Annotated in this window: 19 protein-coding genes and 1 pseudogene; 5 read left to right on the top strand and 15 right to left on the bottom strand. The window is 70.8% G+C overall.

All coding sequences use genetic code 11. The annotated features are described in order from the left end of the window. The 9 genes and pseudogenes from CHC02_RS19995 to CHC02_RS19955 form a co-directional block, all read right to left on the bottom strand. On the bottom strand, positions 1 to 1,221 hold the full coding sequence (locus CHC02_RS19995) for a zinc-dependent alcohol dehydrogenase (RefSeq protein WP_089393179.1): 1,221 nt from the start codon (positions 1,219 to 1,221) through the stop codon (positions 1 to 3). A 59-nt stretch (positions 1,222 to 1,280) separates the two neighbouring features. Beyond that, positions 1,281 to 1,694 (bottom strand): CBS domain-containing protein, encoded by a 414-nt coding sequence (locus CHC02_RS19990; protein ID WP_089393178.1) that lies wholly within the window; start codon positions 1,692 to 1,694, stop codon positions 1,281 to 1,283. 269 nt (positions 1,695 to 1,963) lie between these two features. Beyond that, on the bottom strand, positions 1,964 to 4,102 hold the full coding sequence (glgX, locus tag CHC02_RS19985; protein ID WP_089393177.1) for a glycogen debranching protein GlgX: 2,139 nt from the start codon (positions 4,100 to 4,102) through the stop codon (positions 1,964 to 1,966). A 44-nt stretch (positions 4,103 to 4,146) separates the two neighbouring features. Next, positions 4,147 to 4,392 (bottom strand): DUF2934 domain-containing protein, encoded by a 246-nt coding sequence (locus CHC02_RS19980; protein ID WP_089393176.1) that lies wholly within the window; start codon positions 4,390 to 4,392, stop codon positions 4,147 to 4,149. Beyond that, entirely contained in the window at positions 4,389 to 7,139 is a 2,751-nt protein-coding gene (gene treY / locus CHC02_RS19975; RefSeq protein WP_089393175.1) for a malto-oligosyltrehalose synthase, read from the bottom strand. The genes CHC02_RS19980 and treY overlap by 4 nt, the downstream gene beginning before the upstream one ends. After that, positions 7,136 to 9,172 (bottom strand): 4-alpha-glucanotransferase, encoded by a 2,037-nt coding sequence (gene malQ, locus CHC02_RS19970; RefSeq protein WP_089393174.1) that lies wholly within the window; start codon positions 9,170 to 9,172, stop codon positions 7,136 to 7,138. Before malQ ends, treY begins: the two co-directional genes overlap by 4 nt. After that, positions 9,169 to 10,890 carry a malto-oligosyltrehalose trehalohydrolase gene (gene treZ / locus CHC02_RS19965; protein ID WP_244160875.1) on the bottom strand — a complete coding sequence of 574 codons (1,722 nt, stop codon included), beginning with the start codon at positions 10,888 to 10,890 and terminating at the stop codon, positions 9,169 to 9,171. Before treZ ends, malQ begins: the two co-directional genes overlap by 4 nt. A gap of 8 nt (positions 10,891 to 10,898) precedes the next feature. Then, a complete protein-coding gene (glgA, locus tag CHC02_RS19960; RefSeq protein WP_089393172.1) occupies positions 10,899 to 12,431 on the bottom strand; it encodes a glycogen synthase GlgA in 1,533 nt (510 codons plus the stop codon). A 471-nt stretch (positions 12,432 to 12,902) separates the two neighbouring features. Beyond that, positions 12,903 to 13,178: pseudogene (locus CHC02_RS19955) on the bottom strand (DUF2934 domain-containing protein); the annotation flags it as partial. 110 nt (positions 13,179 to 13,288) lie between these two features. Between CHC02_RS19955 and CHC02_RS19950 the strand changes: the two are divergent. The 3 genes from CHC02_RS19950 to CHC02_RS19940 all read left to right on the top strand — a co-directional run bounded on the left by CHC02_RS19950 (position 13,289) and on the right by CHC02_RS19940 (position 17,352). Beyond that, the gene (locus CHC02_RS19950; protein ID WP_089393170.1) at positions 13,289 to 14,389 is read left to right on the top strand and encodes a DUF3182 family protein; all 1,101 of its coding nucleotides are present in this window, start codon (positions 13,289 to 13,291) and stop codon (positions 14,387 to 14,389) included. Further along, positions 14,386 to 15,141, top strand: a complete 756-nt coding sequence (locus CHC02_RS19945; protein ID WP_089393169.1) for an alpha/beta hydrolase family protein — start codon at positions 14,386 to 14,388, stop codon at positions 15,139 to 15,141. Before CHC02_RS19950 ends, CHC02_RS19945 begins: the two co-directional genes overlap by 4 nt. 243 nt (positions 15,142 to 15,384) lie before the next feature. After that, positions 15,385 to 17,352 carry a hybrid sensor histidine kinase/response regulator gene (locus tag CHC02_RS19940; protein ID WP_089393168.1) on the top strand — a complete coding sequence of 656 codons (1,968 nt, stop codon included), beginning with the start codon at positions 15,385 to 15,387 and terminating at the stop codon, positions 17,350 to 17,352. Between the two features lie 211 nt (positions 17,353 to 17,563). Here the strand turns inward: CHC02_RS19940 and CHC02_RS19935 are convergent, their stop codons facing one another. Further along, entirely contained in the window at positions 17,564 to 18,172 is a 609-nt protein-coding gene (locus CHC02_RS19935; RefSeq protein WP_089393167.1) for a Yip1 family protein, read from the bottom strand. Between the two features lie 30 nt (positions 18,173 to 18,202). Continuing rightward, a complete protein-coding gene (locus CHC02_RS19930; protein ID WP_089393166.1) occupies positions 18,203 to 18,541 on the bottom strand; it encodes a hypothetical protein in 339 nt (112 codons plus the stop codon). Positions 18,542 to 18,734: 193 nt separating this feature from the next. Between CHC02_RS19930 and CHC02_RS19925 the strand changes: the two genes are divergently transcribed. After that, the gene (locus CHC02_RS19925; protein ID WP_089393165.1) at positions 18,735 to 18,959 is read left to right on the top strand and encodes a PLD nuclease N-terminal domain-containing protein; all 225 of its coding nucleotides are present in this window, start codon (positions 18,735 to 18,737) and stop codon (positions 18,957 to 18,959) included. A gap of 15 nt (positions 18,960 to 18,974) precedes the next feature. On the opposite strand, the gene CHC02_RS19920 is transcribed toward CHC02_RS19925, so the two are convergent. The 4 genes from CHC02_RS19920 to CHC02_RS19905 all read right to left on the bottom strand — a co-directional run bounded on the left by CHC02_RS19920 (position 18,975) and on the right by CHC02_RS19905 (position 21,363). Beyond that, positions 18,975 to 19,247, bottom strand: coding sequence for a hypothetical protein (locus CHC02_RS19920; protein ID WP_089393164.1), 273 nt, complete (start codon positions 19,245 to 19,247; stop codon positions 18,975 to 18,977). Between the two features lie 520 nt (positions 19,248 to 19,767). After that, positions 19,768 to 20,040: a hypothetical protein gene (locus CHC02_RS19915; protein WP_089393163.1), complete on the bottom strand. Its 273-nt coding sequence runs from the start codon at positions 20,038 to 20,040 to the stop codon at positions 19,768 to 19,770. 366 nt (positions 20,041 to 20,406) lie between these two features. Next, positions 20,407 to 20,769 (bottom strand): hypothetical protein, encoded by a 363-nt coding sequence (locus tag CHC02_RS30255; RefSeq protein ID WP_176450338.1) that lies wholly within the window; start codon positions 20,767 to 20,769, stop codon positions 20,407 to 20,409. A 33-nt stretch (positions 20,770 to 20,802) separates the two neighbouring features. After that, positions 20,803 to 21,363, bottom strand: a complete 561-nt coding sequence (locus CHC02_RS19905) for a type 1 glutamine amidotransferase domain-containing protein (protein WP_089393162.1) — start codon at positions 21,361 to 21,363, stop codon at positions 20,803 to 20,805. A 217-nt stretch (positions 21,364 to 21,580) separates the two neighbouring features. On the opposite strand from CHC02_RS19905, the gene CHC02_RS19900 reads away from it, so the two are divergent. After that, complete coding sequence (locus CHC02_RS19900) at positions 21,581 to 22,000, top strand: transcriptional regulator (protein ID WP_089393161.1); 420 nt, start codon at positions 21,581 to 21,583, stop codon at positions 21,998 to 22,000. The last annotated feature ends 9 nt before the right edge of the window (positions 22,001 to 22,009 follow it).

Raw genomic sequence — 22,009 nt, 5'->3', positions numbered from 1 at the left:
TCACTCCGTGGCGGGCGGCGCCGGCTGGCGGACGCGTTCCTCGTCGCCCGCGGCGGCGTGCCGGCGCTGCGGTTGCAGCTCCACCTTCACCCAGCCGGTCCGGCGCTGGTCGAACGCCTCGAAGGCGGCGATGGCGTCGCTGATGGGCTTGACCTGGGTGAGCACCTTGGCCGGGTCGATGCGCCCGCTCAGCACCAGTTCGATCAGCTGCGGGATGTACTTGCGGTGGTGGCAGTTGCCCATCTTCAGCGTCAGGTTGCGGTTCATCGCGATGCCGATGGGGAAGGTCCGCGAGTCCGGCCCGTACACGCCGATGATGCCGAGGGTGCCGGCCTTGGCCAGGCCGGCCACCGCCCAGTCGAGCACCTGGGCCGGCGCGTTGCCCGGCGTCCAGGGCGACTCGTGGCCTTCGCTGGGCGCCGGGGTGACCTCGCCGTGGCTGCGCTCGGCATCCACCCCGACGGCGTCGATGGCGCGGTCCACGCCGATGCCGTCGGTGAGCCAGAGCAGCGCCTGCAGCGGGTCCTCGCGCTCGAAGTCGATCACCTCCGCGCCCTGCTGGCGGGCCATGTGCAGGCGGTCGGGGTGGCGGTCGATGGCGAACACCCGCGAGGCGCCCTTCAGCAGCGCGCTGGCGATGGCGAACTGGCCCACCGGGCCGCAACCGAACACCGCCACCGTGTCGCCGCTGCCCACCTCGGCCAGCTCGGCGCCGAACCAGCCGGTGGGGAAGATGTCGGACAGCAGGATCGCCTGGTCGTCGCTGATCTGCGAGGGCAGGCGGATGAGCCCGATGTTGGCGTAGGGGATGCGCGCCTTCTCGGCCTGCAGCCCGTGGAACGCGCCGTTGGCCTCGGGCCCGCCGAAGAAGGCGGTGCCGGCGCGCTGGCCGCCGGGGTTGGCGACGTCGCACTGGGCGTAGTAGCCGGCGCGGCAGTACACGCAGTTGCCGCAGGCGATGGTGGAGGGGACCACCACCCGGTCGCCCACCTGCAGGTTGCGCACCTCGTCGCCCAGTTCCTCGACTATGCCCACGCCTTCGTGGCCGAGGATGGTGCCGGGCCTCATGCCGCCCACGCTGCCGCGCACGAAGTGCAGGTCGGTGCCGCAGATCGCCGAGGCGGTGAGGCGCACGATGGCGTCGTTGGGCTGGCGCAGCGTCGGCTCCGGGACCTCGTCCAGGCGGATGTCGCCGACGTCGTGGAATACCACAGCTTTCATGTCGTTCTCCCGCTGTGCGGACGGCCACGGCCCGGGCGGCGCCGTGGCCAGGGGGCTGGTCAGTGGGCCTGGGCCACGCCGCGCAGCACGGTGTCGCTGGCCTGGGCGTCGCGGCAGGCGGCGATGTTGCCGAGGGAGACCACGCCCACCAGGCGCTTCTCGCGGGTCAGCACCGGCAGCCGGCGCATCTTCACCTGCGCCATGTTGCGGGCCACGTGCTGCACTTCCTCGTCCTCGAAGCAGTAGTGGATGTCGCCGCTCATCACCCGCGACACCGGGGTATCCACCCCCAGCCCGGCGGCCACCGCGCGAACGACGATGTCGCGGTCGGTGACCATGCCCACCAGGCGGTCGCCGTCGTTGACCAGCAAGGCGCCACTGTCGATCCGCGCCATGGCCGCGGCCGCCTCTTGCAGCGAGGTGTCGGGGGCGGTGGTCTGGACGTTGCGCGTCATGATTTCGCTGATTTTCATGCTGTCCTCCATAGCGGTTGCGGTTGGGGACGCCTTCGCGGGCGCCTATAGCTTCCGACTGGACGCCGGGGGCACCGTTCAGGCGGATTTCATCCGATTGTCCGGGGGAGGGTGTGCTGGCGCCGAAAGCGGATAACACAGCGTCAGCCGGCAGGTTCGTAGGGCGAATAACCGTTCGCGGTTATCCGCCGTCGTTCCATGCACCCAGGCCCGACGCAAACGGCGGATAACGCCGTAGGCGTTATGCGCCCTACGGGAAACCACGCCCGTCACCCATCCCCCTCCTTGCGCAACACGAACAACGCCAGCGCCCGCGGGCCCAGGTCGAAGGCGGCGTCGAAGCCGTGCACCAGGCCGTCGTCCAGGGCCGGCGGCTCGGCCATGGTGTCCAGCAGGCATTGCCAGTCGCGGCCCTGGGCCACGCCGGGGAGTTGGAACTGCAGCGGCTCGTGGTGGGCATTGAGCAACAGCAGCAGGGTGGCGTCGGCGCCGCTGCGGCGGATGCCGGTGGGTTGCGCGCGGCCGTCCAGGAGCATGCCCAGGCAGCGGGCCTGGGGCGTTTCCCAGTCTTCCTGGGTCATCTCGCGGCCGTCGGGGGCCAGCCAGGTCACATCCTTCACCCCCAGCTCGGCGTTGTACTCGCCGACCAGGAAGCGCCCGCGGCGCAGGATCGGGTAGCGCCGCCGCAGGCGGATCAGGTAGCGGGTGAAGGCCTGCAGCTGGCGGCCCTCGTCGTCGAGGTTCCAGTCGATCCAGCCCAGTTCGTTGTCCTGGCAGTAGACGTTGTTGTTGCCCTGCTGGGTGCGGCTGAACTCGTCGCCGGCCAGCAGCATGGGGGTGCCCTGGGCCAGCAGCAGGGTGGCCATCAGGTTGCACATCTGCCGCAGGCGCAGCTGGCGGATCGCCGGGTCGCCCGTGGGGCCTTCCTCGCCGTGGTTCCAGGAACGGTTGTCGTCGTGGCCGTCGCGGTTGTCCTCGCCGTTGGCCTCGTTGTGCTTGTGGTCGTAGGACACCACGTCGCGCAGGGTGAAGCCGTCGTGGGCGGTGATGAAGTTGACCGAGGCGTAGGGCCGGCGGCCGCGGTGGTTGTACAGGTCGCCGGAGGCGGTGAGGCGCCGCGCCAGGTCCGGCAGCTGGCCCTCGTCGCCGCGCCAGTAGCTGCGCAGGGTGTCGCGGAAGCGGTCGTTCCATTCCACCCAGCCGGGCGGGAAGCGGCCCACCTGGTAGCCACCGGGGCCGCAGTCCCAGGGTTCGGCGATCAGCTTGCGGTGGCTGAGCAGCGGGTCCTGGCGGCAGGCCACCAGGAAGCTGTGGCGCTCGTCGAAGCCTTCGGCGTAGCGGCCGAGGATGGAGGCGAGGTCGAAGCGGAAGCCGTCCACGCGCATCTCGGTGGCCCAGTAGCGCAGCGAGTCGGTGACCATCTGCAGCACGCAGGGGTGGCTGAGGTCCAGGGTGTTGCCGGTGCCGGAGTCGTTCACGTAGTAGCGCCGGTCGTCGGCCTGCAGGCGGTAGTAGGAGACGTTGTCGATGCCGCGCATGCTCAGCGTCGGGCCCAGCTCGTTGCCCTCGGCGGTGTGGTTGTAGACCACGTCGAGGATCAGCTCGATGCCGGCGTCGTGCAGGTGCGCCACCATTTCCTTGAACTCGTTGACCTGGCCGCTGGCCAGGTAGCGGGCGTGGGGGGCGAAGAAGGCGATGCTGTTGTAGCCCCAGTAGTTGCTCATGCCCTTTTCCAGCAGGTGCTTGTCGTCGACGAAGCCGTGCACCGGCAGCAGCTCCAGGCTGGTGATGCCCAGGTGGCGCAGGTGCTTGATCAGCTCGGCGTTCATCAGCCCCGCGCAGGTGCCGCGCAGGCGCTCGGGCACCGCCGGGTGGCGCATGCTGATGCCGCGCAGGTGCGCCTCGTAGAGCAGCGTCTCGTCCCAGGGGATGCGGGTGAACTGCTGCTCGCCCCAGGTGAAGGCCGGGTCGATGACCTTGCACCTGGGCACGAAGGGCGCGCTGTCGCGCGTGTCGAAGCTCAGGTCCGCGTCGGGCGAGCCGATGGTGTAGCCGAACAGCGCCTCGGACCAGCGCAGCTGGCCCACCAGCTGGCGGGCGTAGGGGTCGATCAGCAGCTTGTTGGGGTTGAAGCGGTGCCCGGCGTCCGGCTCGAAGGGGCCGTGCACGCGGTAGCCGTAGATCTGCCCGGGGTGGGCGTCGGGCAGGTAGCCGTGCCAGATCTCGTCGCTGTATTCGGGCAGCTCGATGCGTTCCAGCTCGCGCTTGCCGCTGGCGTCGAACAGGCATAGTTCGACGCGGGTGGCGTGGGCCGAGAACAGCGCGAAGTTGACGCCCAGGCCGTCCCAGGTGGCACCCAGGGGGAAGGGACGGCCTTCGGTGACTCGCGAGTGCGAGCGTTTGCTCATGAGGGGGTCCTCTGCTTGCCGATGGGGCGGGGAAGGCGCCGGGCTCAGCCCTCGTCAGGGCGCTCGGGGTCGGCGGCGGGCAGCTTGCCCTTGCGCCGCGGCGGTTTCTGCAGCAGGGCCGGCTTCTCCGGCGCCTCGCCGGGGGCCTCGCGCTGGGCGATCTGTTCCTGCTCGGCCTCGGCCAGGCTGCGGGCCATCCGCCAGTGGCGTTCGGCCTGGCCCTCGGGGCGGCCTTCGGATTCCCAGATCTGGTGGGCCAGTTCGCGTACCCGGCGTTCGTCGATGTTCATGGGCTTGCCTCCTCGTCGGCGCAGGTCAGCAGGTTGGCCGGCAGCTCGCCCAGCAGGGCGGCCACCGCCAGTTCGGCGTCGTCGTCGCGGTGCCCGCCGACCAGGCCCTGCCAGTGGCGGCCGGCCAGCCCGGCCGGCAGGCGCACGCGGGTGTCGCCCCAGCGCTCGGCGTCCACCCGCGGCAGCGGCGTGTCTTCCAGCAGGCCCGCGCACAGCCGCGGCACCAGCACCAGCAGGTGCCGGCCGGCATGGCTTCGCAGGAAGGCGAGCAGGCAGCCGGCGTGCTCGCCGTGCAGGTCGAGGGGCTGGTAGCCGCCGTGCTCGAACAGTTGCGGCCAGCGCCGGCGCAGCTGCAGCGCCTGGTGCAGCAGGGCCTGCTTGATGCGCCCGTCGCGCCAGTGCTCCAGCAGCTGCGGCCAGTCGGGGTTCGCTTGCAGGGTGGCCTGGCGCCGGGCGTAGTCCGGGGTGCGGCGGTTGTCCGGGTCGACCAGGCTGAAGTCCCAGAACTCGCAGCCCTGGTACAGGTCCGGCACCCCGGGGGCGGTGCAGCGCAGCAGGCACTGGGCCAGGCCGTTGAGGGCGCCGGCGGGCATCAGCGCCCGGGCCGCCGCGGCCACGGCGCCGCGCAGTTCCCGGCCGGCGGGTTGCAGGAGCAGGGTGTCGAGGAAGTCCGCGCAGGCGCTTTCGTAGGCCTGCACGGGGGCGCTCCAGTCGGTTTCCAGCTTGGCTTCGCGCAGCGCCTTGAGCTGCCACCGGGCGATGCGTTGGTGGTAGGCGCGCAGCCCCTCGGCGTCGTCCTCGGCCAGCTCGTGAGGCCAACTGGCCAGCAGGCACTGGTAGAGGATCAGCTCGTCGCCGCCGCTGGGCGCGGGGGGCGTCCCGGGGTGGCGCAGGGCCGCGGCCAGGGGGCGCCACTGCGCGACCTGCTCGGCGAACCAGGGGGCGCGTTCGCTCAGCGCGGCCAGGCGGGCGCGGCAGTCCTCGCCGCGCTTGTGGTCGTGGGTGGCGGTGGCCAGCAGGGCGCGGGGGAATTCGGCCAGGCGCACCTGGCAGGCGGCGTGGAATTCCGCGGGTGGCGCCGCCAGGCGCTGCGGGTCGAAGCCCACGTCGTTGCGTCCCAGGGCGGCGGCGTGGCGGTAGCAGGCGGTGTCTTCCAGGGCCTTGGCGGCGATGGGCGGGGTCAGTTGCTGGAAGCGCGCCAGCACCTGCCGGCGCTTCTGCCGCAGCGGCCCGGGCGGCACCGCGCGCAGGGGCTCGCCGCCCAGCACCCGGCCGAGCCAGGCCAGGGTGCGCCGGTCATGCTCGTCCAGGCGTTCCTCCGCGGCGCCGCGGGCCTGTTCGAAATAGCGCCGGTCCTGGGCCGAACGGCCGCAGGCGCCGGCGTAGGTGCGGTACACCGGGAAGGCCCGCAGCAGCTGGAACAGCGCGCGGCGGATGGAGCCCAGGGGCAGGTCACGGCTGGCCAGGTCGGTGCGCGCCAGTTGCCAGAGCTCCTGGGCCATGCCTTCCAGGTCGCCGGCGAAGGCGCCGCCCAGCACCCATTCGCGGGCCGCCAGGCGTTCGTCGTCGAAGCCCTGGCGGCGGCCGCTGGTCTGCTCCCAAAGCGCCCGCAGGGGGATTTCGCCGCGCGGGTCGTGCTGCAGCAGCGACACCTGGTTCATGAAGTCGTAGCCGCTGCTGCCGTCCACCCGCCAGTCGGCCGGCAGCCGTTCGCCGACGGCGAGGATCTTCTCCACGTACAGCGGCGCCGTTCCGTCGCGGAATGCCCGGCGCAGGCGCCGGCAGTAGCCGCGCGGGTCGGCCAGGCCGTCGACGTGGTCGATGCGCAGGCCGTCCACCAGGCCTTCCTGCATCAGTTGCAGGAGGTAGGCGTGGCAGGCGCCGAACACGTCCGGCAGCTCCACGCGCAGGCCGACCAGTTCGTTGATGTCGAAGAAGCGCCGCCAGTTGATGTCGTCGGCCGCCACCCGCCAGTTGGCCAGGCGGTAGTGCTGGTGCTCCAGCAGGCGGTGCAGGGGCCGCCAGTCCTGGCCCTCGGCCACCTGGTAGAAGCCCAGCAGGCGTTCGCACAGCGCCCCGTCGCCCAGCAGTGCCGCCAGGCGCCGGCACAGGGCGGTGGCCAGCACGCGGGCCTGGGGGTGGCCGCGCAGTTCGGCGAAGCGCGGCGCCAGTTCGTACAGCGGGCCTTCGCCGGCATGCACCAGGATCATCCCGTAGGTGGCCGGGCACACCGGGAAGCACTGCTCGCCGTAGTGCAGCTGGAAGCAGCCGGCGTGCTCGGCGAAGCCCAGGCGGATGCGCCCGGCCCGCAGTTCGTCGAAGTAGTCGCCGCCCAGGCAGGGCAGCAGCACCTGGCGGTCCAGCAGCGGGTCGTCGCTGCGCCAGTGGATGTCGAAGAAGTGCGCGTAGGGGCTGGCCAGGCCCCAGCGCAGCACGTCCTGCCACCAGGGGTTGGCCTGGCCGATGCGCATGTGGTTGGCCACGGTGTCGACGATCAGCCCCATGCCGCGCAGGCGCAGGCCGCCGACCAGCCGGCGCAGGGCCGCCTCGCCGCCCAGCTCGGGGTTGATGCGGGTGGGGTCGACCACGTCGTAGCCGTGGCCGGAGCCGGGCTGGGCGGTGAGCAGCGGCGAGGCGTAGAGGTGGCTGATGCCCAGTTCGGCGAAGTAGTCCAGCCAGGGCAGGGCGTCGTCCAGGGTGAAGTCGCGGTTGAACTGCAGCCGCAGGGTGGCGCGGATGGCGTTCATGAGTCGTGCCCCCGGCGCGCCTGGTCCAGGCGTTCCAGGCGCGCGTTCACCGCGGGGATGTCGAGCATCTGAGCGGCCCGGGCCGGGTAGCGCCGGCGCCAGTTCGGGTGTTCGTCGCCGGGGCCGGGCAGGTTGGGCTGCTCGATGCTGCCCAGGGCGTCTTCCAGGGGCAGCAGCACCAGCGGCGCCGGGGTGCGGCCGACGAACTCGATGGCGCCGTCCAGCGGCTCGCGGGCGATGCCGTTCCCGGCCAGCGCCCGGGCCAGGCCCTGGACGTCCCGCTGGCGTTCCTCGCGGTCGTGCCGTGCCTGTTCCTCGCTGCGCTGGCCCAGGCGCTCGCGCCAGTCGATGTCGTGGCCCTGGCGCCAGCCCTCCAGGCTCGGCAGGTCGTGGGTGGTGGTGGTGGCCAGGGCCGCGTCCGGCCAGTGCGCCGGGGCGTGGAAGTGGCCGCCGGCCTGCTCGAACAGCAGCACCCGCATGCCCAGGATGCCGTGTTCGGCGAGCCGCTCACGCAGGCCCCCGGGGATGGTGCCGAGGTCTTCGCCGATGATCAGCGCCCGGGCCCGCCGGGCCTCCAGGCAGATGAGCCGGAGCAGGTCGTCCAGCGGGTATTCCAGGTAGGCGCCGGCTTCCGGCGGTGCGCCCTCGGGGATCACCCACAGGCGGCGCAGCCCCAGCACATGGTCGATGCGCAGGCCGCCGGGGTAGCGCAGGTTGGCCCGCAGCATCTCGATGAAGGCGCGGTAGCCGTGCAGGCGCAGGCCGTGGGGCGAGAAGGCGCAGATGCCCCAGTTCTGCCCGGCGCGGTTGAGCACGTCGGGCGGGGCGCCGACGCTGACCCCGGCCAGCAGTTCGTCCTGCCGCATCCAGGCCTGGCTGCCGCGTGGGTCGGCGCCCACCGCGAGGTCGGCGATCAGGCCGATGCCCATGCCGGCGTCGCGCGCCGCCCGCTGGGTGTGTTGCAGGCAGCGCGCCAGCAGCCATTGGCAGAACTGCTGGAAGTCGATTTCCTCCGGCTGTTCGAGCATGAACTGGCGCACGCCTTCGGCCTCCGGGCGGAGGAATGCCGCCGGCCAGTGGCGCCAGTCCAGGCCGTCGCCGGCCTCGCCGCGGCGGCGTTGCAGGGCCTGGAAGCAGCAGTGCTGCAGCAGGGCCTCGCCACCCTCGTGGCGGAAGCGCTGGAAGTCACGCTGCAGGCCGGCGTCGGCCCGGGCGAAGCCGCCATGCAGTTGCCGCAGCAGGCGCTCGCGGGCCCGGGCGCTGCCTGGCCAGTCCACCAGGGGCAGGCTTTCCAGCTCGTGCAGTTCCTCGCCCAGCCCGGCCTCGGCGATGGCCTGCTCCACCGCGGCCTGGCCGAAGACCTGGCGCGGCGCGGCGTGCAGTTCGTTGAAGAACAGCCGGCTGGAGGGCGAGTAGGGGCTGCAGGCCTGGCGGGCGGCGGCGAACATGGCATGCAGCGGGCTGATGGCCAGGGCGTCGGCGCCCTTGGCGGCGGCGCTGCGGGCCAGGGCCTCCAGCGCCGCCAGGTCGCCCAGGCCACCGTCGCCGGGCTCGCGCAGGGCATACAGCTGCGCCGCCAGGCCCCAGGCGTGGCGGCGCCCATCGCAGAGTTCCTGCACCTGGGGGCAGCGGGGCGGGGCGACGGCCAGGCTCAGCTCCCGCTCGGCCAGTTGCAGGCGGTAGTAGCCGCATCGGGCCACGGGGGGCAGGGCGCTGGCCTCGTCCAGGCGCCCCTCGATGTCCTCGCCGTGCTCGGGGACCAGCCGGAACGCCTCGTTGGGCCTGGCCAGGGGGCCCAGTTGCAGCGGCCGGCCCTGGTCCAGGGTCAGCAGCGAGGGCGGCGCGGCGCGCTCCTGGCGCACCTGGCCGAGGCTCTGGCGCAGCTGCCCGGGGCTCTGCGCCGGCAACCCCAGGGCCTCCAGCACCTGGCGCAACACCTCGGGGCTGGCCTGCTGCGGGCGGTTGTCGGCATCCACCCAGTCGAGCTTCAGGCCCGCCTCGCCGGCCAGTTCGCGCAGCAGCGCATCGCTCATGGGCTGTCCTCCAGGCTCAGGGCCAGGCTGCCGGGGGCGAGCCGGCCGGCGCGGTAGTCGGCGACTTCCTGGCCTTCGCAGAAGAGGATCTGCGTCTGCGCCGCCGGCGCCTCGACGAAGACTTCCTCGCTGCCCAGGTTGAGCTCGATGCGCCACAGGCTGCCATCGCCCAGGCGCCAGCGCGCGCTCACCGCCGCCTCGCCCAGGGGCACCGCGCCCAGGGCGCGGGTGCCGTCCAGGCGTGGGATGAGCCAGGCGTGGCGCAGCTCCAGCAGGCGCCGGTAATGGGCGCGCCAGGCGCTGTCGGCGTGTTCCGGGCGCGGCCGCGAGGCGACGAAGGTCTCGTAGTCGTTGGGCTCGGGGAGGGCGCCGGAGAAGCGGCCGAAGGCTGCGAACTCCTGGCGCCGCCCGTCGCTGACCGCCTTGGCCAGGTCGCCCTGGTAGTCGGTGAAATAGAGGAAGGGGTTGCGCTCGCCCCATTCCTCGCCCATGAACAGCATCGGCACCATGGGCGCCAGCAGCACCAGGGCCACCGCCACGCGCAGGCGCTCGGGACGGCTCAGGGCGATCAGGCGCTCGCCCAGGGCGCGGTTGCCGACCTGGTCGTGGTTCTGCAGGAAGGCCACGAAGGCCAGCGGCGACAGCTCGGCGCTGGGTTCGCCGCGCACCCGCCCGCGGTAGTCGCGCTGGCCCTGGAAGACGAAGCCCTCGGCCAGGCAGGCGCACAGCTTGGCGGTGGTGGCCCCGGCGTAGTCGGCGTAGTAGCCCTCGCGCTCGCCGGTCAGCAGGTGGTGCAGCACGTGGTGCAGGTCGTCGTTCCACTGCGCGTCGAAGCCCTGGCGCAGCAGGCTCGCCTGGTTGTCCTCGTTCTCCAGCACCAGGTGCAGGTGGCGGCCCTGGGCGGCGCTGCGGGCGCGCCCGGCCAGCTCGACCAGGAAGGCCTTGTCGGCGATGGCGTGCACGGCGTCCAGGCGCAGGCCGTCGACGCGGTAGTCGCGCACCCACATCTCGGCGTTGCCGATGAAGAACTCGCGCACCGCCGGGCGGGCGAAGTCGATGGCGTGGCCCCAGGGCGTGGGTTGCTCGCCGAAGAAGCCCGAGGCGTATTCGCCCAGGTAGTTGCCCTGGGGGCCGAAGTGGTTGTAGACCACGTCGACGAAGACCATCAGGCCCAGCAGGTGGGCCTGGTCGATCAGCCGCCTGAGGTTCTCCGGGGTGCCATAGGCCGAGGCGGGGGCGTAGGGCAGCACGCCGTCGTAGCCCCAGTTGCGGCGCCCGGGGAAGGCGTTGAGCGGCATCAGTTCGATGGCGGTGACGCCCAGTTCGACCAGCCCCGGGAGGAAGTCGAGCAGGGCGCCGAAGCCGTCGAACAGGCCCACGTGCAGTTCGTAGAGCACCGTCTCGTGCCAGGGCCGGCCGCGCCACTCGCGGCTCTGCCAGGCGTAGGCGGTGGGGTCCTGCACCAGGCTGTCGGCCTCCACGCCGCCGGCCTGGGCCCGCGAGGCCGGGTCGGCCACCGACAGCCGCTCGTCGATGCAGAAGCGGTAGGCGCTGCCGGCCGCGCAGGGGATTTCCAGGCTGTACCAGCCGTCGTCCAGGGCCTGCATGGGCAGGCGGCTGCCGTCGCCCAGCTGCAGGTCCACCCGGCGCGCGTCCGGCGCCCAGATGGCGAAGCGCGTCAGCCCGTCGGGCTGCGGCAGGGCTCCGGCCCGGGGCATCTGGCGGCTCATCGGCGCACGCTCACGGGCAGTTCCGCGAGCAGGTCGCGGTACAGCCGGGTATAGGGGCGCACCGCCTTGCTCCAGTACTGCGGGGCTTCCATGGCCTTGCAGCGCATGGCGTTGAGCAGTTCGGGGTAGCGGTGGATGTTCAGCGCGCGCTGCACCGCTTCGAAGTAGCTGTCCGGGTCGCCCTCGCGGAACAGCAGGCCGGTGACGCCGTCGACGATGGTGTCGGCCAGGCCGCCGGTGCAGCGGGCGATGGGCAGCGAGCCGAGGCGCTGGGCGTACATCTGGCTCAGCCCGCAGGGTTCGTAGCGCGAGGGCATCAGCAGGAAGTCGCTGGCGGCGTAGATGCGCCGCGCCTCGGTCTCGTCGAAGCCGATGCGCACGCCGACGCGCCCCGGGTAGCGCTCGGCCAGTTGCGCCATGGCCCGCTCCAGCGGCGGCTCGCCGCGGCCGATCGCCACCAGGCGGCCGCCGGCCTCGACCATGCGGTCGGCGATGGCCAGGGTCAGGTCGATGCCTTTCTGCTGCACCAGGCGCGAGACCACGGCGAACAGCGGGCCGCGCCCGGGCAGCAGGCCGAAGCTGCGCTCCACGTACTCGGCATTGCGCCGCTTGCCTTGCAGGCGGCGGGCGTCGAAGCGCGCCACCAGGTGCGGGTCGCTGCGCGCGTCCCAGCTGGCGTCGATGCCATGGGTGATGCCGCTCAGGCGGCCTTCCCGGCGGCGCTGCGCGAGCACGCCCTGCAGGCCGCAGCCGAAGGCCTCGCCGGTGATCTCGCGGGCGTAGGTCTCGCTGACGGTGGTGATGTGGCTGGCATGGTTGATGCCCGCCTTGAGGAACGACAGCTTGCCGTAGAACTCCATGCTCTCCGGCAGCCCGGCGTGCTCGGGCAGGCCCAGCTCGGCGCAGCTGCCCAGGGGGCAGGCGCCCTGGTAGCCGAGGTTGTGGATGGTCAGCACGCTGGGCGTGGCCTGCCCGCGCCAGGCCATGTAGGCCGGAGCCAGGGCGCTGGGCCAGTCGTTGACGTGGAGCAGGTCGGGGCACCAGCCGGGGGTGGCCAGGCCGGCGGCCATGTCGGCGGCGGCCAGGCTCAGGCGGGCGAAGCGGATGTGGTTGTCCGGCCATTCGTTGCCGGCGTCGTCGCCATAGGGCGTGCCCTCGCGGTCGTAGAGTTCGGGGCAGATGACCACGTAGACGCGCAGGCCGTCGGCCAGTTGCAGCTCGCCGATGTCGCAGGGCGGCAGCGCGGCCTGGCCCGGCAGGTGGCCGACCACCCGGCAGGCGACCGCGCCCTTGAGCACCTGGCGGTAGCCGGGCAGCAGCACGCGGATGTCGTGCTCGGCCAGCAGCGCCCGCGGCAGGGCGGCGGAGACGTCGCCCAGGCCGCCGGCCTTGACGAAGTCGGTGAGCTCCGATGTGACGAAGAGGATCCGCCTGCGCCGCACGGGGGTGACTTCCGCCGTCAGGGAAAACGGCGGCAGCGTAGGTGGGCAGGGGTCTTCCAGGCGGGCATCGGCCAGCAGGTTTCGCATCTTCCACTTCCTCTTTGCAGTGGGCCGGACAATCCTGCCGGCCTTCGTTGGGAGTCTCCGCTTCGCCGGCGACCTCTTCAGGGGGACCGGGCCGCGCGGTGCGAAGTTTCGATTTTCTGCCGGGCCGGGCCGGCGTTCGCCGCTGCGGAACGCACTGCGGGGCAGGCGGCCCGGGCCCAGTACGCAAAGCAGGCTCCGTACCAGGCGGTGCGCTTGTTTCAGGCCGTTGATTCAGAAGGGGAAATGGTGGGTCTGATGGCGTTGTGATGCGGGCGCGTTGCACGACCGGGATGGAGGTGCCGCGCATTTTGCAGGGGTGGGTGGGGGCCGTGGTTTTGTTCGATGATTCGTGCGGCCGCGCCGGACGCCCGGTAGCACGGCCGACGGCGGATAACCGCGAACGGTTATTCGCCCTACGGACTTGCCGGCTGACGCTGTGTTGTCCGACTGCTCGGGACAGCCCTCTCTTCCTTACAGAGAAAGGGGCGGACTTCGCCCACGCACCTCTGCCAAACCCTGACGCCGCTCCCCCTCCCTAACCCTCCCCCGCAAGCGGGAGAGGGGACCGTTCGGTGCGCTGCGGCACCACGAAGCTCCCGGGTTCCCCGTAGGGCGCATAACGCCTGCGGCGTTATCCGCCGGGAGGATTTCGCCCAGGTGTTCCCGGGTCATTCGCCAGTGGCGTTCGGCCTGGCCGCTGGGGCGGCCTTCGGCTTCCCGGATTTCGCGGGCCTTCTGGCGTATCTGCGCCTCGCGGTCCTGGTCCGTCGCCCTGTCCTCGCTTCATCGACTCCGTAGAACCACTGACTGCGGGCACAGTCGAGTGTTCATACGCCACGCACGAAGGGAGCGGCCGCATGATCCACGCCGAGAATCGACGTATCGTCATCGCCACCTCGCCGCAGGCCGACCCTGCGCCCGAGGACGCCTGCAGCAACCGCGAGCTGGCCCGCTGGCTGGCGGAAATCCAGGGGCTGGAGTTCTTCGACGGCCCGCCCGCGGCACGGGACCCGCGGCGACGCTACTACTGGGTGCCCAGCGACACCCTGGTGGGCCGCGAGCAGGCCCGCCGGCTGGGCGTGCAGGGGCCGCTGGACCTGTTCGGCGGCTATGTCGAGCAGGCCCACCAGGCCGGCAAGGCGATCGTCCACCCGCTGATCGAGCACGCCGCGCTCACCCCGCGGGGCTGGGCGGCCGGCTTCGCCGAGCGGGTGGCGTCGGTGGTGCTGGATGGCCACAGCGCGTTCTGCCGCCAGGACGCCTGGCGCTGCGCCAGCGCGCGCCTGCCGCGTGGCCCGCAGCGGCTCAAGCCGGCGGGCGGGCGCGGCGGCCTGGGGCAGCGGGTGGTGGCCGACGCGGACGAACTGGAGGCGGCGCTGGCCGGCTACGACGAGGCGGACTTGCTGGCCGGCCTGGCCATCGAGGACGACCTCGCCGAGGTGCGCACCCTCAGCGTCGGCCAGGCCCAGGTCAGCGGCGTGCTGCTGTCCTACCATGGCTTCCAGCAGCAGAACCGCAATGCCCGCGGCGAGCTGGTCTACGGCGGCTCCGACCTGCTGGTGGTGCGCGGCGACTTCGACGCCCTGCTGGGGCTGGACCTGGCCGCCGAGGTTCGCCTGGCGATCCAGCAGGGCCGGGCCTTCGACCGCGCCGCCAGCCAGTGCCTGCCGCACTTCTTCGCTTCGCGGCGCAACTACGACATCGCCCAGGGCGTGGATGCCCGGGGCCGCCAGCGCAGCGGCGTGCTGGAGCAGTCCTGGCGCGTGGGCGGCGCCACCGGCGCCGAGCTGGCCGCCCTGCAGGCCTTCGTGGCGGACCCGGCGCTGCAGGCGGTGCGCGCCTCGTCCTTCGAGATCTTCGAGGACAAGGCGCTGCCGGCCAACGCCCGGGTGATCTACCGCGGCCCCGACCGGCATGGCGACTTCCTGCTGAAATACGCAATGGTGGAGGACCTATGACGCCTTATGACGAGCGCATCGACATCAACGTCGACTCCCTGCGCCTGCAGGGCAACTTCCTCAGCCCGCGTACCCATGTGCCCGGCGTGCTCTTCGTGCACGGCTGGGGCGGCAGCCAGCAGCGCGACCTCAGGCGCGCCCGCGGCATCGCCGGCCTGGGCTGCGTGTGCCTGACCTTCGACCTGCGCGGGCACGGCGCCGAGGAGCGCCAGCGCGAGTGGATCACCCGCGAGCACAACCTGCGCGACCTGCTGGCCGCCTACGACCGCCTGGCCGCGCACCCGCAGATCGACCCCGGGGCCATCGCCGTGGTCGGCACCAGCTATGGCGGCTACCTCGCCTGCATCCTCAGCGAGCTGCGCAAGATCCGCTGGCTGGCCCTGCGCGTGCCGGCGCTGTACCGCGACGAGGACTGGGACCGGCCCAAGCGCGAGCTGCCGCGGGACGACCTGATGGCCTACCGCTCCAGCCGCGTGCCGGCGGCGAGCAACCGCGCCCTGCGCGCCTGCGCCGCCTTCACCGGCGACGTGCTGCTGGTGCAGTCGGAGCACGACGACTTCATCCCCCGCGCGACCATCCTCAGCTACCGGGCCGCCTTCCAGCAGACCCACTCGCTGACGCACCGGATCATCGACGCGGCCGATCATGCGCTGAGCACCGAGCTGGCCCAGGACGCCTATACCGACATCCTGGTGCGCTGGATCACCGAGATGGTGGTGGGCGAGCGCGCCAACCGCCTGGTGCTGGGCTGACGCGGGCCGGGGCGGGGCCGCCCCGGCGGCCGCCGTCACCTGGAGGGGGGCGCCGGGGCCGGGCCCTGGACCATCCGCAGGTGCTGCCGGTCTGTGAGATGGCCCCGGGGCATGGGGCCCACAGGGTTGACGGGGCCTGGCGGGGCGGGTTCAGACTTTCCACCCGGCGGGCCCCTTTTGGCGGCCGATGAGGTGCGCCCCGCGAAGCTGTGCTTTGCTGAAGCGATTCGGTGGAGGAACGCCATGTCAGGAACGATCGCCAGCAACGCGCAACTGGTGGAGGACGCCCGCTATCGGTTGCTGATGGAGGCGGTGACGGACTACGCCATCTACATGCTCGACCCCAACGGCCTGGTCGGCAGCTGGAGTTCCGGGGCACAACGGCTCAAGGGCTACGAGGCCCGCGAGATCATCGGCCGGCATTTCTCCTGTTTCTACCTGCCCGCCGACCGCGAGGCGGGGCTGCCCGAGCGGGCGCTGGCCACCGCGGCTCGCGAGGGGCGCTACGAAAGCGAGGGCTGGCGGCTGCACCGCGACGGCTCGACCTTCTGGGCCCACGTGGTGATGGACGCGGTGCGCGACGACAGCGGCGAGCTGCTGGGCTACGTGAAGATCACCCGCGACCGCACCGCCCAGCACGAGACCGAGCAGGCGCTGCGCCGCAGCGAGGAACAGTTCCGCCTGCTGGTCAACGGCGTGTCCGACTACGCGCTGTACATGCTCGAGCCGGACGGCCGGGTGGCCAGCTGGAACTCCGGGGCGCAGCGGATCAAGGGCTACCGCCCCGAGGAGATCATCGGCCGGCATTTCTCCTGCTTCTACACCGTCGAGGATTGCAACGACGGCGTACCCGAGCGCAGCCTGAACATCGCCCTGGCCGAGGGGCGCTACGAGGAGGAAGGGCTGCAGGTGCGCAAGGATGGCAGCCGCTTCTGGGCCAACCTGGTGATCGACCCGGTCCACGACGACGCGGGCACTCTGCTGGGCTTCGCCAAGATCACCCGCGACATCACCGACAAGCGCTACGCCCAGGAGGAGCTGGAGCGGGCGCGCAACGAGCTGATCCAGTCGCAGAAGATGGAGTCCCTGGGGCAGCTCACCGGCGGCGTCGCCCACGACTTCAACAACCTGCTCACGGTGATCATCGGCGGCCTGCAACTGCTGCACCGGCACCTGCCGGCCGACGCCGAGCGCGTCCAGGACATCTGGCGCAACGCCCTGGAGGCCACCCGCCGCGGCGCCCAGCTGACGCAGCGGATGCTCGCCTTCGCCCGCAAGCAGCGGCTGTTCCCGCAGCCGATCGAGCTGCCGACGCTGCTGCAGGACATGAGCGAGCTGCTGCTCAGCTCGCTGGGGCCGACCATCACCATCGAGACGCGTTTCCCCCTGCACCTGAACCGGATGATGAGCGACCAGAACCAGCTGGAGCTGTCGATCATCAACCTGGCGACCAACGCCCGCGACGCCATGCCCCAGGGCGGCGCCATCACCATCTCGGCGCGCAACGAGACGCTGCTGGACGGCCAGCGCACCAACCTGGCCGGCGGCGACTACGTGTGCCTGGCGATCTCCGACACGGGGCAGGGCATGGATGCCGAGACCCTGCGCCGGGCGGCGGAGCCCTTCTACACCACCAAGGCCACCGGCAAGGGCACCGGCCTGGGCTTGTCCATCGTCCATGGCATCGCCCAGCAGCAGGGCGGCGCGCTGATGCTGCACAGCGCGCCGGGGCAGGGCACCACCGCGGAAATCTGGCTGCCGGCGGTGCTCCCCGCGGTGGACGGCGAAGAGGACGCCCAGGAAATTGCGGCCCAGGCGGCTATGCCGGAAAGGGTGGAACTGAGCGTGCTCATCGTCGACGACGACCCGCTGGTGCTGACCGGCACCGCGGCCCTGCTGCTGGAGCTGGGCTGCGAAGTGCGCCGCGCCGACTCCTCGCAGCATGCGCTGGAGCTGCTGGCGAAGGAGGGGGAGGCGTTCGACCTGCTGCTGACCGACTACGCGATGCCCGACCTGGACGGCATGCAGCTGATCCAGCGCGCCCGGCAGGCGCTCCCGACGCTGTGCTGCGTGCTGATGACCGGCTACCCGGCACGCCTGGAAGGCTGCCCCGCGTCACTGCGGCGCCTGGCCAAGCCCTTCGACCGCGAGCAGTTGCTGGCGCTGCTGGTGGAGGTGCAGGCCGAGGCCGGAAAAACCGAACCAAACTGACGCGGCGCTTCCAAAGCAAGGGTGACAGCCACCCTTGCCCAGGAGGTACGCCATGGTCCCTTTCATCCAGCTCCAGCGGCTCATCCAGCTCCAGCGGCCCCAGCCCGAGCAGCCGCCGACGCTTCCCGACCGGGAAAGCCAGGTGCCCGAGGAGTTCCCCGAGGAAGTGCCCATGCGGCAACCCCCGGAGGAGCCGCTGCCGCCGCCGCACTCACTGCTCCAGGTATTCGCCGCTGCCGGCCATGCTCTGCCCCCAGAGTTCCAGGAAGGCGAAGGCCGTGGTCAGTAGCGCCAGGAAGCCGAAGCCGAGGATGCACGAGGCGTAGAACACCGCCGAGCGCCGACGCAGGTGCATGAACACCGGCAGCCCGCTGAACAGCAGGAAGGCCGAGCAGGCCGTGGCCAGCGCCGCGGCGAGCAGCATCACCCAGCGGTAGGGCACCAGCGCCACCACCCCGGCCAGCATCAGCGGCACGGCGATGGTGGTGGTGAAGGCCATGCTGCGGCCGATGTCCGGCCGGCTCTCGGTGCGGAACAGCACCCAGCGCACCAGGTAGGCCATGATCACCACCCCGCAGAGAAAGCCCAGGTAGCACCACAGCGCCAGCAGCGCCCCGCTGCTGGCGCTCAGGTATTGCACCTGGTCGTTGCCCGGCAGTTGCCAGCCCACCTGGGTGGTGCCGATGAACAGGCAGACCGCCGGGATCAGCGGCAAGGCCAGCCACAGCGGCACGAAGGCCCGCGGGTGGCGGTCGACGCTGGCGCTGAGGTCGCCCCAGGCATGTTTCGGTTGGGTCAGCAGGGTCGTGAACGGGATCATCGATGAGCCTCCTTCCGTTGCGGCGGGCCGTCAGCGGGAATGTTTGGTGGGGTCGTCCGGCCGTTCGCTTTCCAGCAGCGAGCCGGGGTCCTCGTTGCCCGGGTCGTTGATGCCGCCGGCGGGCGGCGGCGTGGTTTCCTGCAGGGGGATGTCCATCGGCAGGACGGTGGCCCCGGACACCTCCTTGAGCCGCGGCAGCAACTCGTCGCGGAAGCGTTGCTGCTGCTCCTCGGACAGCGCGGCGAAACCGTGTTCGAGGATGTAGCGGGCGAGTATCTCCTCGCGGCTGTCCGGCTCCAGGCTGCCCTGGGCGAACAGTTGCCGCAGCGCAGCCGTGAACGCGGCGTCCCGATGGTCGTTCCAACCCATGTGCCAGTCCTCCTGTCGGTCGGTGGATGCCCGCGGGCATGCGGCCGGCGGTCTCTCGGAGGACTGGGGGGGCGGTGGCCACGTTCAGCCACCGGGACGAACGGTAGGTCGCCGCGGCGCCGGTCCAGGCGATGGAACCTTGGCCGCGCGGGCCGGCCCACCGCAGACATCGAACGAGCCGAGGAGGTGCGCCATGACCACGTTCGTATCCCTGATGCTGATCGCCGCCGCAGTGATCATCGTGCTGCTGGACCTGTGGGCTATCGTCAGCGTGTTCCGCAGCGACAAGGGCGTGAACGCCAAGGCCCTGTGGGCGCTGCTGATCGCCATTTTCCCGGTGCTGGGCCTGGCCATCTGGGGCATCGCCGGGCCCCGCGGCCTGGCCCAGCCGCCCGGCTCGACGGAACAGGGCGAGTGAGCGGGAACGGCCGGTTCAGTCGGGCTGCAGCGGGTTGTGCGAAGTCTTCAGGCGCTCTATCTGCTCGGCCGGTGTGCCGATCAGCAGGTGGGCGAACAGCCAGGGCTCCATGCCCATGCAGCGGGCGTGGATGCACAGCTCGGCCCAGCCCTTGCGCAGGCGGTAGGCCTGTTCGTCCTCGTTTTCCTCGAGGCGGGAGCGCTTAATCTCCTGCGCCAGGGCAGGGATGCGACGAAGAAACTCCGCCACCGCAGCCTGCTGCTGCGCGGGACTCAATAGGGTTCGCATGGAGGGGGGAGCAACCTGACAGGAGGGAAGGCCCCGAAGACAGCCGGGGAAGAGTGCTGCGGAAGAACTGGAAAAGTAATCCTCTGACCACGATGACTCAAGCGAAAAAAGGTATTGGTTGAAATTATGAATACGAGGCAGAGCAGGGAAATCGGGGGATTATCCGTAGGCCGCGTATTCAGCGGATTTCGGGATGGGTGGCATTACCTTGATATCAGCATGATGCGGCCTGCCGCTGCGCCTTCTTCATGCAATATGCAGGAATCGACTTTATAGGCTCGATATTTCGAACATGGCTTGCGCAGCCCCTGGCGCTCTGCCTGAATGATTCGGGCGAACTCCCCTTACTTATGGCCCCAGGGACGGGGCGCTTCTTTTGTCCTTTTGCATCGCCTGCCCGCGCATTTCGCCGCATTCTTCCTTCCCATGGAGCACCTGCAACGAGGGCCGCGCGCAGTCGCCGGCGCGGCACGATCGACATTGGCGAAAGTGCTGGCCGGCAGGAAGGCTGAAGATGGCCTCAGCGGATAGTGAGATGTCTGCGCAACGCCTTGAGTCTTTCCAGTTCCGCGGCCGAAGTGCCGATCAACATATGGGCGAACAGCCAGGGCTCCAGCCCGGTGCACCTGGCTTGCGCACAAAGTTCGGCCCAGCCTTTCCTGAGTCGATAGGCGTCCAGGTCTTCATCGCTGGCCAGTTGTGAAAGTTCTATCTCCCTGGCCAGGGTGGGTACCAGGCGCAGGTAGACATCGACCGCCTCTTTTTGCTGTTGCGGGGAGAGCAATCTTTCCATCGGGCGACTTCACGTTCCAGGGGTTGATTTCTGCAAGACGCCGACAGGTTTGCGGAAAGGAAAACTAAGGCAAGCACCGGGCTGTTTCAAGTTGGAAAACCGGCCGGAAGAGATTTTGAATATAACCTTGGCAAAGTGTGTTCCGAATGCCCGGTTATATGCAGGAAAACCACCCGCAATAGCGTCACGATAGCCACTGGATATCAGGCGAATTGCACGACGACATGGCAAAATGCATGCGGTATCAAGGCCTTGCGAGGGCTTTCAACAGTATTTTCAATGGATGTGGCATCGCCCTGGAGTTGTTCCTAGAATCCTTCTGGTTCCTTTGTTCAGATGCCTTGCTTCAGGGATGAAGCTTCTTTTTCATTCGGTTCCCCCCAATAAGCCCCAGGGCCCGGCGCGGCCCTCCGACCGCGCCGGGGCAAGGTCACTTGCGTGCCTCGCCGTGGCTGTGCTGGCCAACCTGGCGGGCCTTTTCCGAGACCGGTTGATGTCGCTGCGCACGTTGCCGCCGGTGGTGCCGCTGCCCTGGCGGCCGGCCGGCTGGCCGAGCAGCGCCGCCTTGACCTGGCAATGGCCGCTGAGCCCGCGCTTGAGCATCAGCGCCGCGGCGCCCACTTCCAGCCAGCCCTGCAGGCCGCCGCGACGGAAGCCGTTGCGCACGCCGGCCAGGCCCAGGGCCACCGAGAACAGCCGCTCCCAGCGGCCCAGGTTCGGTGTACTCATCTGTTGTCCCTCCGTCTGTTCGGTGAATGGGCGTCAGGCCGCCTGCAGGGCCTTGCCGATGGCCGCGTCGAAGGCCGGCAGGTCGTCGGGGTTGCGCGAGGTGACCAGGGTCCAGCCCCGGGCCGGGCAGACCATGACCTCGGCGTCCACCCAGTCGGCCCCGGCATTGACCAGGTCGGTGCGCACGCTGGAATAGGAGGTCAGCGTCTTGCCGGAAACCACGCCGGCGTCGATCAGCAGCCAGGGCCCATGGCAGATGGCGGCGACTGTCTTGCCGGCCTCGGAGAACTCGCGGACCAGGCGCTGCGCATCGGCATCCTGGCGCAGGGTGTCGGCGTTCACCGTGCCGCCGGGAATCACCAGGGCATCGTAGTCCGCGGCGCTCAGGCCCTGGAGACGGGCATCGGAGGTCACCTTCAGGTCCTTCTCGCTGTCCTTGAGCCAGGTCTGGGCCTCGCCGCCCTCGACGCTGCCATGGGTGACGCTGGCGCCTTGCTCCTTCAGGGCCTGCAGCGGGCGCAGCAACTCGTCGCGCTCGATGCCGGCGTTGGCGGTGATGATCAGGACCTTCTTGCCTTGCAGGTTCGTACTCATGGTCGGGCTCCTTCGCTGAACGGTGGCTGGCCACGCTTCGCGGCGCGGCACTCACCAGGGTTTGGAACCCCTGGCGGCGACGAGTTCGAAAGAATTGCCCAACGGAAAAGGCGCGCCGTTGCTCGGTGCGTTCGAACCCCCGGCCGGCCCGGCAGTCGCAACAGGCAGGACCGGCGGCGAACGCCGGCAAGCCATCGACCCACGCGGGAGACACGCCATGAGCTACGACTGGGACCTGATCGAACAACTGCTGCTGCACGCCCAGCAATGCGCCGACGAACCCTACAAGGCCCGCGAGTACGGCGAGGAAGTGGCCGAGGAACGCATCGCCCGGGGCGAGCCCCTGGAAGGCAGCGTCGACCACGTCAAGCGCGTGGCGGGCGACCTGGAAGGCGTGCTGTTCGATGGCGGCTTCATCCAGGACCGGCCGCGCGACCACGGCGGCACCGGCAACAACTTCGAGCTGACCGACCGCGGCCTGCGCCTGCTGACGCTGATCGGCCGCAGCTTCCCGGAGCACCTGGTGTTCCGCCGGCTGCTCGACGAGCAGGGCGAGGAGGCACTGACGGCGGGCGCCTTCGACGCCCTGGCCGCCCGCGCCGCCCGGGACCGCGTCGACGACAAGCCGATGGCGTGAGGCGAGGTC

Source organism: Pseudomonas delhiensis, from assembly GCF_900187975.1.
Taxonomy (GTDB): Bacteria; Pseudomonadota; Gammaproteobacteria; order Pseudomonadales; family Pseudomonadaceae; genus Pseudomonas; species Pseudomonas delhiensis.
The sequence above is the reverse complement of the archived record's forward strand: the minus strand, read 5'-3'. Positions and strand labels throughout refer to the sequence as shown.